Source organism: Streptomyces odontomachi, from assembly GCF_024435355.1.
Taxonomy (GTDB): Bacteria; Actinomycetota; Actinomycetes; order Streptomycetales; family Streptomycetaceae; genus Streptomyces; species Streptomyces odontomachi.
Genome location: NZ_JAMJWG010000002.1, coordinates 568,605 through 581,774, shown reverse-complemented (window position 1 = coordinate 581,774; position 13,170 = coordinate 568,605). Strand labels below are relative to the sequence as shown.

The 13,170-nt window shown below is 66.6% G+C and carries 12 protein-coding genes; 2 read left to right on the top strand and 10 right to left on the bottom strand.

Annotated elements, in window-relative coordinates; genetic code table 11:
• Positions 1-2: 2 nt before the first annotated feature.
• The 8 genes from NQO67_RS07055 to NQO67_RS07020 all read right to left on the bottom strand — a co-directional run bounded on the left by NQO67_RS07055 (position 3) and on the right by NQO67_RS07020 (position 6,783).
• Positions 3-374, bottom strand: coding sequence for a cupin domain-containing protein (locus NQO67_RS07055; RefSeq protein WP_255948089.1), 372 nt, complete (start codon positions 372-374; stop codon positions 3-5).
• Positions 371-697, bottom strand: coding sequence for a hypothetical protein (locus NQO67_RS07050; RefSeq protein ID WP_255948082.1), 327 nt, complete (start codon positions 695-697; stop codon positions 371-373). The genes NQO67_RS07055 and NQO67_RS07050 overlap by 4 nt, the downstream gene beginning before the upstream one ends.
• Positions 697-1,110, bottom strand: a complete 414-nt coding sequence (locus NQO67_RS07045) for a cupin domain-containing protein (protein ID WP_255948081.1) — start codon at positions 1,108-1,110, stop codon at positions 697-699. The genes NQO67_RS07050 and NQO67_RS07045 overlap by 1 nt, the downstream gene beginning before the upstream one ends.
• A gap of 43 nt (positions 1,111-1,153) precedes the next feature.
• On the bottom strand, positions 1,154-1,414 hold the full coding sequence (locus tag NQO67_RS07040; RefSeq protein ID WP_255948080.1) for a phosphopantetheine-binding protein: 261 nt from the start codon (positions 1,412-1,414) through the stop codon (positions 1,154-1,156).
• A 1-nt stretch (position 1,415) separates the two neighbouring features.
• The gene (locus NQO67_RS07035; protein WP_255948079.1) at positions 1,416-3,047 is read right to left on the bottom strand and encodes a (2,3-dihydroxybenzoyl)adenylate synthase; all 1,632 of its coding nucleotides are present in this window, start codon (positions 3,045-3,047) and stop codon (positions 1,416-1,418) included.
• Between the two features lies 1 nt (position 3,048).
• A complete protein-coding gene (locus NQO67_RS07030) occupies positions 3,049-4,092 on the bottom strand; it encodes a ketoacyl-ACP synthase III family protein (protein WP_255948078.1) in 1,044 nt (347 codons plus the stop codon).
• A complete protein-coding gene (locus tag NQO67_RS07025; RefSeq protein WP_255948077.1) occupies positions 4,089-5,435 on the bottom strand; it encodes a salicylate synthase in 1,347 nt (448 codons plus the stop codon). Before NQO67_RS07025 ends, NQO67_RS07030 begins: the two co-directional genes overlap by 4 nt.
• A gap of 175 nt (positions 5,436-5,610) precedes the next feature.
• The gene (locus NQO67_RS07020) at positions 5,611-6,783 is read right to left on the bottom strand and encodes a 3-deoxy-7-phosphoheptulonate synthase (protein WP_255948076.1); all 1,173 of its coding nucleotides are present in this window, start codon (positions 6,781-6,783) and stop codon (positions 5,611-5,613) included.
• A 305-nt stretch (positions 6,784-7,088) separates the two neighbouring features.
• On the opposite strand from NQO67_RS07020, the gene NQO67_RS07015 reads away from it, so the two are divergent.
• The gene (locus NQO67_RS07015; protein WP_255948075.1) at positions 7,089-8,561 is read left to right on the top strand and encodes an NAD(P)/FAD-dependent oxidoreductase; all 1,473 of its coding nucleotides are present in this window, start codon (positions 7,089-7,091) and stop codon (positions 8,559-8,561) included.
• A gap of 62 nt (positions 8,562-8,623) precedes the next feature.
• Here NQO67_RS07015 and NQO67_RS07010 read toward each other — a convergent pair whose 3' ends face one another.
• Together NQO67_RS07010 and NQO67_RS07005 are read right to left on the bottom strand one after the other, a co-directional pair.
• A complete protein-coding gene (locus NQO67_RS07010; protein ID WP_255948074.1) occupies positions 8,624-9,505 on the bottom strand; it encodes an SDR family NAD(P)-dependent oxidoreductase in 882 nt (293 codons plus the stop codon).
• Positions 9,506-9,709: 204 nt separating this feature from the next.
• Positions 9,710-10,267, bottom strand: a complete 558-nt coding sequence (locus NQO67_RS07005; protein WP_255948072.1) for an LmbU family transcriptional regulator — start codon at positions 10,265-10,267, stop codon at positions 9,710-9,712.
• Positions 10,268-11,298: 1,031 nt separating this feature from the next.
• Between NQO67_RS07005 and NQO67_RS07000 the strand changes: the two genes are divergently transcribed.
• The gene (locus tag NQO67_RS07000; protein WP_255948070.1) at positions 11,299-13,008 is read left to right on the top strand and encodes an FAD-binding oxidoreductase; all 1,710 of its coding nucleotides are present in this window, start codon (positions 11,299-11,301) and stop codon (positions 13,006-13,008) included.
• Positions 13,009-13,170 lie beyond the last annotated feature (162 nt).

Below are 13,170 nucleotides of genomic sequence, written 5' to 3'. Positions count from 1 at the left end.
CTTCAGGCCACCGGGCTGCGGACGGGTAGTTGTTCCGTCACGGCGGCGGGCAGCACCGCGAAGGCGAGCAGTTCGAGCGAGTCCGTGGCACTGCTGCGCAGTGACCCGCCGGAACCCCCGGACCAGAGGACGAGATCGCCCGGTTGCAGGGGGACGGAATGATCTGCTTCGTCGAAGAATCGGCCTGCTCCGCTGAGGACGAACCAGACCTCTTCCACTCCCTCCCGGCCGCGCCCGTCACGGGTGGCGCCCGGCGGCAGCCGGAGGTAGTCGAAGGCCTCGCACTCGCTGTGCAACATTCCGCGTCGCGCGAGGCAGCGCCAGGCCCGGTCGTCGGCGATGCGGTTCAGACCGTGGGCGTTGGTGACGATCACGCCGACTCTCCGCCCGCCTGCGGGGTGGCGAGGCTGGCGATGAACAGCTCAAGACCGTCACCGCCGGCTTCGACCGTGACACTGCTGCCCAGCGGCAACGTCAGCGCCACACCGTGCCGAAGGGGGACGGTGGCCGAACCGGTCACCGCGGTTCCGCTGCCCTGCACGACGAACAGGGTGTGCTCCTGCGCGTCGGCGACCAGCGTCTCGCGCTGGCCCGGCTGGAGCCTGGGCAGGCGGATGCGCCCCAGCGGACCGCTGAGAAAGACGCGTGCGTCGATCTCCCGCACCTCACGAAGGTTGATCACCACGGCGTTGCTCATCACTTACCCCCACGCTCGGACTGCTTCTGATGACCCGAAAGCACCGCTGCCATCGGCGGACCCAGCACCTCGATGACCAGCCACGTCAGCTCGCCCTCGCCCACGTTGCGCAGGCCGTGCCGGGTGCCGAGGGTGGTCAGGACGAGGTCACCGCCTTCGACGGGATGCTCCTGGCCGTCGATGAGCATCACTCCGGTGCCGGAAACGATGAAGTACAGCTCTTCGGTGCGACTGTGCAGGTGTTCGCCGCTGATCCCGCCCGGGGGCAGCCCCGCCCACTCGACGGCCTCCCACGACCCGAACAGGTCGTTACGCCGTGCGAAGCACTTCCACCGGGATTCCCCTTCCGTGCCGTGCACGCCGTAGACGACGGACGGCTCGTCGAGATCCGCGATCACTGCTCTTTCGGCCAAGGTCGTCCCCTCACATGTGGATGGTGCCGAAGGTCTGCGCCACTCATCGGGTGCGCAGGCTGTCGAAGTGCGCGAGCCAGCCGCTCAGCGTGGGAGCGGCCGCCAGTTCCTCGAAGACGACGGGCAGCCGCGCCCGGCGCCAGCGGCCGACCAGACGCATGACGTCGATGGAGCTCAGCCCCAGCAGGATGAGATTGGCGTCACCGGGGATGTCCGCGGGCCGGGCGTCGATCAAGGGCGCGATGATCTCGCGCAGCTCCCGCTCGTCGGGCGGTTCCGTGGTCGTCTGGGAATCTGCGTCCATGTCAGCCTTTCTGGTTCGCCACCGGTGTGCGGGGCTGAGCGGCCAAGAGTGCCAGTGCCTTCTTGTCGACCTTGCCGAGCGGGGTGACGGGCAGCGCGTCGATGACCTCGACCCGGTCGGGAAGCTTGTAGTCGGCGAGTCCGCGCTGGTGCAGGGCCTGCTTGAGGTCGTGCAGCGTGGGGGGCGCACCGGCCGTGACGAGGTACGCGCAGGTCCGCTCGCCGAGGAAGTCGTCCGGGACGCCGACGACAGCGGCGCGCAGGATCCCCGGGTGGCTGAGGAGATGCCCCTCCACCTCCGCGGCGGAGATCTTGTCGCCACCCCGGATCACGACGTCCTTGATCCGGCCCTCGATGACCAGGTTGCCGTCCTCGGTCAGGCGTGCCAGGTCACCGCTGCGGTAGAACCCGTCCTCGGTGAACGCGACTGCGTTGTGTTCGGGTGCGCGGTAGTAGCCGCGCAAGGTGTACGGGCCGCGCGTGAGGAGTTCGCCCACGTCTCCGGGGGAGAGGTCCCGGCCGTCCTCGCCGACGATCCTGATCTCGTCCGCGTCGGACAGCGGCCTGCCCTGGGTTCCGATGACCACGTCCGGCCGGTCATCGGACCTGGTCAGGGTGATCAGGCCTTCCGCCATGCCGAAGACCTGCTGGAGTTCGCACCCGAAGGCGGGCGCGATCCGTTCCGCGAGCGACCGCTGGAGCTTGGCACCGCCGATCTGCATGACACGCAGGCTCGTCAGGTCCGCGTCGGTCCACTCCGCCGCCTCCAGCCACAGCTGAGCGACGCTGGGGACCACGGAGGTCACGGTGACCCGCTCCCTCGCGATGGCCGCGAAACAGTCGTCGGCGGTGGCATCGTCGGCGAGCACGACCGTGCCACCCGAGGCCAGCGTGCCGATCACCCCGGGGCAGCCCCAGGCGAAGTTGAACTCCAGGGGCAGCACGGCCAGATACACGTCCGAGGGGGACATGCCGAGGACGGCGGCAGTGGCGCGGACCTGGTAGGCGTAGTCGTCGTGCGTGCGCGGGATGACCTTCGGCAGCGCGGTCGTCCCACCGGAGAGCAGGAAGAACGCCACATCCGACGCATCCTGTTCCGGCAGGCCGCCGGGTTCGTCCTGCACGGTGGACAGCGCGACGAGGTCGTCGTCCCTGCCGCCGCTGAGGGTGAAGAGCAGCCGCAGGTCAGGGGTGCTCGCGCGGATCTCCCTGGCGAGCTCCCGGTGGTCGAACCCGCGGTACACCCCGGGCAGCACGTAGGCGACCGCACCGGTGCTCCGGCACAGGTGCCCGATCTCCTGGGACCGATGTGCGGTCAGGGCGAAGACCGGTTTGGCGCCGAGCCGGAACAGCGCGAAGCAGACGGCGACGAACTCGGGCACGTTGGGGAGCTGAACCACGATCCGGTCGCCGGCGCGTATGCCGTGCCGGGCAAAGCCGGCGGCCATCCGGTCGGCCCAGCGGTCGAGTTCGGCGTAGGAGATCCGGCGCTCGCCGTGCACCAGAGCCGGAGCCGGGCCGTACTGCGCCGCCGCCCTGCGGAGCAGGGTGCCGAGATCCTGCCCGCGCCATAAGCCCCGTGCCCGATAGTGCTCGGCTGCCTCGGTGGGCCAGGGCGTACATCCAGCCAGCACATCAGCTCCCTGACTCTGACCCGTAGGCGGTGAGGATCTCGACGACCGCGCAGCCCATGGATGCCCCGGCACCCGCGGTGACCAGGAGCACGCGGTCACCGGGAACGACCTGCCCGGTCGTCCACAGGTGCTCCAGGCCGAGGAACACCTCGGTCACCCCGGCGTGCCCGATCCGCCTGATGTACTCCCAGACGCCCCGGTCGCCGTCGATGTCGAGCGGGAACAGGAACATGGTCTCGAGCCCGTCCCACCCGAATCCGGGGTGCGCCACCCTGGCGATCTCGTCGATGGTGAGGCCGGCTTCCTTCAGCGTCAGCTCGGTGACGGCGGAGATCTTGTCGCCGAAGTACCCGATGGGCGGGGTGACGCCCTTCGCCCACTGCTGGCGCATGTGCTCTCTGCGCTTCTCGAAGTCCAGCGGCCGGCCGACGGTGATCCCGGGCGGGAACAGGGGGTCGCCGCCGCGGTCAAGGGCTTCCATCCGGGAGTCGGACACCGATCCGATGGCCAGCAGCCGGGCGAATCCACCGGTCCTCGACACGGTCACGGCGGACCCGGAGTCGGCGAGCACGAACGCCGAGGAGGACCGCCAGCGATCCACGAGGGGGGTGGAGAAGTTGTCCGCTGCGGTCACCAGCGCGGCCGGGTGACCGGGATTGGCCAGCAGCCGGTTCGCGGCCGTCTCGATCGCGGCCAGCATGCCCAGGCACCCCTGCCTGATCTCCACTGCCGGTATCGGCCGGTCCAGGGTGTTGCGAAGGATGTAGTGCGCCGGAGACCAGCCCTCCGGACCCTGGTGGTGGGCGTGGCTGTGCAACAGGATGCCGAAGTCGCCCACGTCGTGGCCGGAGCGCCGGATCGCGGTCCTGGCGGCCTCGATCGCCATGTCCGGTGCGGGCGTCGACTCGCTGACCGCGACCGAGATGATGCCCGATGCCTCGCGGGCGGCCTCGTCGTACCAGCCCCGCGCCACCGCCTGTTCGGTCTGCACCCGTTCCGGAACGACACTGCCGATCCCGGACAGGTAGAGATTCTCCGTTCTCACGCGTGCACTTCCTCCTTGGTTTCGCCGGCGACGAGGAAGCGCGCGATACTGTCGAGCTTCTCGCAGGTTTCCTCGAATTCCCGGGCGGGCTGCGACTGCCCGACGATTCCCGCGCCGGCACGCAGCCAGGTCCTTCCGTGTTGGCGGTAGACGGTACGGAGCACGAGTGCGGCGTCCAGGGCGCCGGATGCGTCCACGGTCAGTACCGCGCCGCCGTAAAGACCACGGCGCTCGGTCTCGTGCCGGCGGATTGCCTCGTAGGCGGCTTCTTTGGGTACCCCAGAAGCGGTTACCGCGGGAAAGACGGCGGCGAAGGCGTCCCAGGCGTCAAGTCCTTCGGCCAGTTGTCCCGTCACCCGAGAAGCGAGATGTTGGACACTGCCCCGTTCCTCGACCGTCATCAGATTACGGACCCCTACCGAATCCGGTTCGCAGACGGTCAGCAGCTCGTCGTTTCCGACTTTCACCGAAATCGCGTGCTCGTAGATCTCCTTCTCGGAAGATAGCAGCTCCACGCGGCGACGGCTATTTTCCGCGGTGTCGGACGTGAGTGCTCTGGTACCGGCGAGCGGTTGGCTGACGACCTTACCTTCCGCGGTCACACCGACGACGATTTCGGGACTGAATCCGGCCGCCTCCAGACCGTCCATGTGCAAAAGGAAGGATCGGGCAGGGGTGTTCTGGCGCCGACCGAGCACATACGTGGCGACCAGGTCGATATCGCGATCCACGTCGACGAGACGCGACAGGATCACCTTTTGCAGCTGAGCGTCCGTGATCTCGCGAACTGCACTCGCGACCGCACCGCAGTATTCGTCACGGCCGGTGCGTCTGACGTCGATTGGTATCGCGTACCGCGCTCTACTGTCAATTGGCCCGGTGAGCAGTTCGACGAGCACGGCGAGGGTGTCCGGATCGGTGGAACGTACCAGTGCCTGGCCGGAAGCGAGGCGTACTTCGCTCTTCGGCACCACGAGATGGAGGAGGCACTGATCGGCCAGGTGTTCCTGGTTGCCGTCCTTTGCGTAGGACAGCTCGAACATGGCAGTGCCATAGGCCCGCCAATCCCGCACCGGCAGGGTCGAGAACAGTTCGGCGACCTGCCTCAAAGGCCGCTCGCTCCAGGGCAGTCGCGCTTCTCGGACGCCGCTGAGTCGGGCTCCTTCGCGGTCGAGGCGAACGTCGGCGAGCACACCGCCCGCATAGGACCACTGTCCGTCGTCCTCGTAGATGACGAACTCGCCGTGCGGGCCGGCTTCGGCCAATCTGGCCGCCACGACGAGCGGGTCCTGCGGTACTTCGATCCTTGTTTCGACGTAATGCGGCACATCCGTCTTGCCCATACCGGCGACCTCGTTTCCGTTGACACGACGACAGGAAGGAGGAGAAGGGGATTGTCGAATGCGGACCGCGGCACTGGCGCTCGACGAAGCGGCACGGGACTTCGGTGTGTCCCGCCGGCGAGACAGGGTGCACGTTCTCGCACGTGCGAGCCTGTTTCACCACGGTCCGGGGTGGCTATGCGCGCCAGGCGGAAGCCACCGTGATGGCTTGCCTGGGGTTGAGCCGCGGGTCGCAGAAACTGGCGTACCTGGCGCCCACATGCTTGATCATCGACTCGTTTGCGACGCACTCGACGACGTCGTCCGGAGTCGCCTCCAAATGTAGCCCGCCGGCCACTCCCCGCCCGGCGGATACCGCGTGCTGAAAATCCACGACCTCTCGGACGACGGTTTCCAGAAATCGTGTCTTGAGCCCGTTCGGGCCGCTGACCGTGTTGCCGTGCATGGGGTCCGTGAGCCAGACGACCGGATGGCCGGCCGCGTGGACCGCGGCCACGAGCGGCGGCAACCTCTCGGCCACGGCGTCAGCGCCCATCCGGGCGATGAGCGTGAGCCGGCCGGCCGTACGGCAGGGGTCGAGCCGCTCGCACAGCGCGACCAGTTCGTCCGGCGGCATGTCCGGGCCCACCTTGCAGGCGACCGGATTGTCGACCGTGGCCAGCAGGGACACATGGGCGCCGTCCACCTGGTTGGTGCGGTTGCCGACCCAGGGCCAGTGCGTCGAGGTGAGCAGCTGCCGCCCCCCGTCGTCCCGGCGCAGCATCGGTATCTCGTAGTCGAGCAGCAGGGCCTCGTGGCTGGTCCAGACGGAGGCCTCCCCCAGGGGGTGCCGTTCCCTGCTGCGCCGGCTCAGGTAGCGCATCACTTCGCTCGCCGCGTCGTAGCCGCGCAGCAGCCGGTCGGGGTCCGGCCGGCGGAGCAGGGGATCGGGTTCCGGACTGTTGACCATATGGCCGCGGTAGACCGGGAGTTCGACACCGTTCACCAGCTCCGTCGGTCTGGACCGCGGTTTGCCGAACTGACCCGCGATCCGCCCCACCCGGAGTACGGGCTTGCCCGTGAACATCTTTACCACCCCGGCCAGCATGTCCAGCAGGGCGATTTTCCGGGCCACATAACGGGGCGTGCATTCGGCGGGGTCCTCGGCGCAGTCGCCGGACTGCACGACACAGAGCTTGCCCGCCGCCGCGCAGGCCAGCAGGGAACGCAACGTGTAGACGTTTTCAGCGCGCACAAGCGGGGGTCTGCTTGCCAGCGTCTCTCTCACCTGGCGCACGTGCTGAGAATCCGGCCAGGCCGGCTGCTGTAATGCCGATTCGGCCGACAGTACTGACAGGTCATTCTGCACCAGAGCCTCCGACCAGGGAACCCGGACCACCGGCACCTTCGTATTCGACGGGCGGTTCCGAGGTTCTAACATCTCATACTGCCGGTGTCGGTACGCGCTGCGAGATTCGATGATGTCTCGCCGGCGGGACAATATCGAGTATGCGAATGGGCGCCATGGGTTGAGGAGTCGACCCGATCCGTAATAAGGTCACCGGAAGCTGCGGGGTCGAACGGTTGCCCATCCATCAGACAGCCACCTTCTTCGGTATTCGACCGGAACACATCTTGCTGTTGGCCTTATGGGGCCTCTGATAGGAGCAAAGCATGGACCGATCTACGCAAGTTCTGGTGATCGGTGGCGGCCCTGGGGGCTCCACTGTCGCAGGTCTGCTGGCCCGCGAAGGACTTGACGTGACGCTCATGGAGAAGCAGCACTTTCCGCGCTACCACATCGGCGAGTCGCTGCTCCCGTCCTGTCTGCCGATCTTAGAGCTGCTCGGTGTTCGGGAAAAGATAGACGCCTGCGGCTTCCAGCAGAAATGGGGAGCCTATTTCGACTGGGGTGGCGAGAACTGGGACGTCACGTTCGGCGCTTCGGAGGACCGGCTCTACTCGTACCAGGTCGACCGTGCGGTTTTCGACAAGCTGCTCCTGGACCACGTCAAGGAACTGGGCGTGAAGGTCCTGGAAGGTGCCGAAGTCAAGCGGCTCGGATTCGACGGCGAACGGCCACGGAGCGCGGTCTGGTCACAGGAAGGGCCGGACGGAGAAGCCGATGAGTACGAGATCGGTTTCGACTACGTGGTGGACGCGTCCGGCCGGGCAGGCTTGCTGAACTCGCGCCATCTCCATGGCCGGCGCTACCACGAGGTGTTCCAGAACATCGCGATCTGGGGGTATTGGGAGGGCGCGAAAACGCTGACCGCGGGACCGGACGGCGCGATCGCGATCGGTTCCGTCGACGACGGCTGGTTGTGGGGGATTCCGCTGGCGGACGGCCGGCTCAGCGTCGGTCTCGTCACGCACAAGGAAGTCTTCAACGCGAAGCGGCAGGAGGGAATCACGTCGGAGGAGGTCTACCACGACGCGATCCGCGAAAGCTCCATGATCGGAGATCTGCTGGCCCCCGCCGAGCTGGTGACGCCGCTGCGCATGGAGAAGGACTACTCGTACGCGTCGGAGCGCTTTGCCGGACCGGGCTACTTCCTCGTCGGCGACGCCGCATGCTTCCTGGACCCGCTGCTCTCGACCGGCGTGCACCTCGCCATGTACAGCGCGATGCTCACCGCGGCCAGCCTGGCCAGCGTCTTCCGGGGAGAGTTCGGCGAGGAGGAGGCCCAGGGCCTCTACGAACGGTCCTACCGGCAGGCCTATCTCCGCCTGCTGGTCGTCGTGTCGAACCTGTACCAGCAGAACCGCGGGCAGGACTCCTACTTCTGGGAGGCGCAGCGCCTCACGCTCCGCGATTGCAGCGCCGAGGAGCTGAAGCAGTCGTTCGTGGACATCGTGTCCGGCATCGAGGACCTGCGGGACGCCCAGGCGACACTCGACCTCGCCGTACGGACCACGAGCAAGGCGATGACGGAGTGGGAGGGCTGGAACTGGAAGTCGTCGACGGGGGAGGAGTGGCAGAAGGGCGATCCCGACTCGCTGACGAATGAGGAGCGGGAGATGGAGGACGCCCGGGCCCAGTTCTTCAACACGGCGCTCCAGCGCTCGTTGGGGCCCGTCCCGGAGCAGGCTCGCGGGCTGTACGTGGTGACGGAACCACGGCTGGGCCTGGCGCACTACAAGTGATCACTGCCACCGGCTCGGGGTTCGGCTCGGCCGAACCCCGAGCCGGTGGCGCCACGCCGGGTTCAGACGGTCTTCATCATCCCGCCGTCGATCACGAGATCCGCACCGCTCATGTTGGCCACCCGCCCGGACGCGAGGAACACGACGAGTGCCGCGATCTCCTCCGGGTCGGCGAACTCGCCGGTCGACAGGCCCACGGTCGCCGGCAGCTGGTCCTTGAAGTCCTCCAGCGCGACGCCTGCCCGCCGGGCGAGCATGTCCCCGGGCCCGCCGGGGGACTTCCACAGGTCGGTCCATACCGGGCCGGGTGAGATCGTGTTCACCCGCAGACCACGGCCACCGAACTCCTCGGCGAGAGCCTTGCCGAGGTTCGACACGGCGGCCTTGACCGCGGACTGCGCGATCAGGCGCGGCTGCGGCAGCTTCGCGTTGACCGAACTGATGTTGATCACTGCGCCCCGGCGCTCGAGGAGACTCGGGAGGGCGGCCCGCGTGGCGCGGACATTGGACATGAACGTCACATTGAACGTGTGCTGCCAGGCCTCGTCGTCGAGTTGCAGGAAGCCGCCGGGAGGTGTGGAGGTGCCGGCTACGTTGTTGACGAGCAGGTCGATCCCGCCGTGCCGGTCGAGCGCGTGCTGCACCACGCGGGCAGGCTCGTCCGGGTTGCCCAGATCGGCCTCGATCGCATCCGGCGTCAATTCCTTCAGCGCATCGGTGACGGTGCGGCTGCCCGCGACGACGGCGTATCCGTCCTCGACAAGTGCGCGCACTATCGCTAACCCGATTCCCCTCCCTGCTCCGGTCACCACGGCAACGCGTGTTGTCTCTGTCGTCATCGGTTGAGTCCTCCACCGCTTCTGCGGGCTGTCGTCGTGCTGGATCGAGGTGCAGGAGAAGAAAACCCGCGCTGCTGGGGAACGCCGTTCCGTGGCGCGGTACACCTCATGACGGGTCGTTTCGGTACGGCTGCTCTGGCAACCTATCGCGCGAGTCGGGTGGACGGCCGTATAGCCCCGGCCAATCGAGATGTGCCGACCGTATCCGGACAGGACACCGGAATGACGGGCGCCGGTTTCTTGTCCCGCCAGCGGGACGACATTGTGGCCGCCGGGAGGACGATCTGAACCGCGCCGCTGGTTACTCGGTTACTCGTGTTGCGGGGACTCCGCACTCAGGGCGTCTTCGGCGGCACGGTCCAGGATGCCCACGATCCAGTTCGCAAACGGATCGTTCGACCTCCGCGCTGCCGCACGCCAGCGTTCGACTCTTTCCTGCGCCACCGGCAGGCGTGGTATCAACGACGTCGGTTTCGCGGACGGCTGCTCGTCACTGCGGCTCTGGCGCAGTTGACGGCGTAACTCATTGCGTGACCAGGCCGCTTTTTCGGCGCGATCCAGCCACCGGTCCTGTTCAGCGGTGGCCAGCGCGGCGACCTCGGCGTGGTGCTGGAAACTCAGCATCTCCCGGCGCCGACTCAGTTCGAAGCGCCGGGCGACCCAGGCGTAGTTGCGTAACGTCTGATAGTCAAGACCGGCCACCTTGATGGCTCGTACATAGCGGTCGGCGTAGTTCTCCTGACCGCATATCAGCCAGTCCCCCAGACACCAGGCCGATGAATCGAGAATGCGCGACAGCTGTACCCCGGCTCGCTCCCAGCTGTCGTAGGTCAGGCTCGATGAGAAACGTAATCCCACTCGGGACACCAATACCTGGCTATCCCTACTCTGCGCTTTCCTCGGCGTTGCTTCCGGTGGTTTCGGTACCTGTCGTTCGGCGCGTGGCACATTTCCCCCTCGTGTGAATCCTGTCCGGCTGACACCACATATCTGGACCACGTCTGAAAGGATGACTCGTTGAGAGCGCCAAATATGAGCAGTAGTAGGTGCCTTCGATGAAGGCCTGGTCTCGGTTGACAGGGGAGGCAGTGGAAGGCCTGGTTGCCACGCGGATGGTGGTGGTGCCGTCGAGGGCGGCGATGCCGTGATGTCTACATCTCGCCGGTGCCCTCATGTCGCGTCCCTCTCCGCCTCCGGGCGTTGTCGCAGGAACGGTCCGGCCGAGCCGACCCGCTGATTAACTTCCGACGCTTCAGTCCCAGTATAGCTAAGCGTTATCCGGACATGGTTGACCCAGCGCGCAACTTCCGGCCGATGGGGCATGTTTCGGTCAACGAGAAGAGGAGTGGTGTCGTTACGGAGTGTGTAAATGGCCTGCACAGGCTGGTGTGGTGGTGATGGCGGCGATGGCGGATGTGCTGCGCCTCGATGGCATTTTTCCTGCGGTGTCGGATCGGCGGGCCGGAAGGCCGCTTTGGTCATTCGACTGAACCGCTCTGCTTACCGTCGGCCTGCCGGTGGCGGCCTGGCCAGGATGATCGGCTGCTGCTCGCCGACGCCACCTGTTAGGCTCCCGTCCAAAGTGACAAGTACAGCCAGGAAAGCAGGGGGTACACCGGCCTGGGAACGTCCGCAGGGCGGTACGGTCCTGACTTGTGCGGGTTCCCGGATTACGCTGCCAGGCGTCATCGGCCCAGGTCATTCCGTACTGGGGGGTTCACAGCTCATGTACCAGGGAGTCGCGGCGGCGGAATTGATCCGCCGCGGCCGGGGATTGTCGGGGAATCCCATCTGGTAGCGGCGTGCGTCAACACTGTTCCTTCCGCTCCGGCCCGCACCACGAATGGGTGCCGAGGTCCCTGCGGTTGCGATCGATAGTAGTAAATTGGGGGAGCGCAATGCGTGAAAAGAAGGTCACACCGACCGAGAAGAAGAGTGACAGGCGATCGTTCCTCAGCGCGACCGCCGGCTTGGCTGCCGGCGCCACAGCGCTGCCGCTGTTAGGTGCCGGGGTGGCCGATGCGAGCAGTACCGGCGTCGCGGAGTCGAAATCGGCCGGCAATTTCGGGCCGTTCACCATACCGTCGGACGATCCCCGTTACGGTGAGCTGATCACGGGAGACAACCAGCGCTGGGTGGGGTCTCCCGACTACATACAGATGGTCGGTTCCACCCAGCAGGTCATCGACGCCGTGCAGGTCGCCGTCAGCGCCGGCCGGCGCGTCGCGGTACGCAGTGGCGGGCACTGCTACGAGGATTTCGTCGCACATCCCGACGTCCGCGTCGTGATCGACATGTCAGGCATGAACACCGTCTCCTATGACCCGGACATGCAGGCGTTCGCCATAGAACCGGGTGCGCGACTGCTGGATCTGTACGAGACCCTGTACAAGGGGTGGGGCGTGACCATTCCGGGCGGCCGATGCCACTCGGTGGGTGCGGGTGGGCATATCTGCGGCGGCGGCGACGGCCTGCTGTCGCGCCGGCACGGGCTCACCGTCGATCACCTTCATGCCGTCGAAGTCGTCGTGGTGGACGACTCCGGAAACGTGCGCAGCGTCGTGGCCACCCGTGAGCCCGACGATCCCAACCGTGACCTGTGGTGGGCGCACAGCGGCGGCGGTGGCGGGAACTTCGGCGTCATCACCCGCTATTGGATGCGCTCTCCCGACGTGAGTGGCAGCGACCCCGGCAGGGCACTGCCCAGGCCACCGGCCACGGTCCTGTTGAACGGGTTGGCGTTCTCGTGGGCGGATCTCACTCAGGACAAGTTCACCAGACTGGTGAAGAACTACGGCGGATGGCACGAGCGGAACAGCGCGCCGGATTCCTCCGGCGTGGCTCTGGTCAGCTCGCTCGCGCTCAACCACAAGTCCAGCGGTAGCGTCTCCATGTTCATCCAGGTCGAGGGGGACGCACCGAACGCGGAGGAACTGCTGACCGACTTCGTCAACGAGATCCGCGACGGAGTGGCGACGGAGGTCCAGCCGATAACCGGAAACTCCGGTGAGTACGGCCCCATGCCGCAACTGGTCAACGCGCAGCACATGCCCTGGTTCCACGCGGTCCGCTACCTGGCGACCAACGCGCCGGTACTGACGAATCCGACACTGCGTGCCGACCATAAGTCGGCCTACCACCGCACGAGTTACACCGACGCGGACCTGGCCATCATCTACAAGTATCTCACCAGCACCGAGATCGATAATCCGAACGCGGGTCTGTTGCTGCTTCCGTTCGGCGGAAACGTGAATGCGGTGGATCCCGCCGACACCGCCTTCCCGCACCGGAGCTCGGTACTCCAGGCGCTTTATCAGAGTTTCTGGTCGGACCCGGCGGACGACGCCGAGAACCTGGCCTGGGTTCGGGATTTCTACGCGGAGGTGTACGCCGCCACCGGCGGCGTGCCGATTCCCGACGACCACACCGACGGCTGCTACGTCAACTATCCGGACACTGATCTCTCCGATCCGGCTTTCAACTCCTCCGGAGTCGCCTGGCACGACTTGTACTACAAGGGGAACTACGCCCGCCTGCAACAGGTCAAAGCCAAGTGGGACCCGAGGAACGTATTCCAGCACTCGCAATCGATTGAACTCCCGTCATAGCAGTGCGCTCATGGGGTCCCTGGCGGTGCGCAGCATCGCAGCGATCACGCCAGGGACCTCCTCGCGCGCGCACGGGTACACGCCGGGGCGACGTCGCCGTCGCGGGCACTGGTTCGTCGGATTCCCGATGGTGGAGCCGGGAACGGCGCGGCTAGGTCCTGT

What these genes read in the sequence shown, in the direction of transcription:
- NQO67_RS07050 (WP_255948082.1), bottom strand. Translation starts at nt 697, where the DNA reads ATGAGCAACGCCGTGGTGATCAACCTTCGTGAGGTGCGGGAGATCGAC.
- NQO67_RS07015 (WP_255948075.1), top strand. Translation starts at nt 7,089, where the DNA reads ATGGACCGATCTACGCAAGTTCTGGTGATCGGTGGCGGCCCTGGGGGC.
- NQO67_RS07000 (WP_255948070.1), top strand. Translation starts at nt 11,299, where the DNA reads ATGCGTGAAAAGAAGGTCACACCGACCGAGAAGAAGAGTGACAGGCGA.
- NQO67_RS07040 (WP_255948080.1), bottom strand. Translation starts at nt 1,414, where the DNA reads ATGGACGCAGATTCCCAGACGACCACGGAACCGCCCGACGAGCGGGAG.
- NQO67_RS07025 (WP_255948077.1), bottom strand. Translation starts at nt 5,435, where the DNA reads ATGGGCAAGACGGATGTGCCGCATTACGTCGAAACAAGGATCGAAGTA.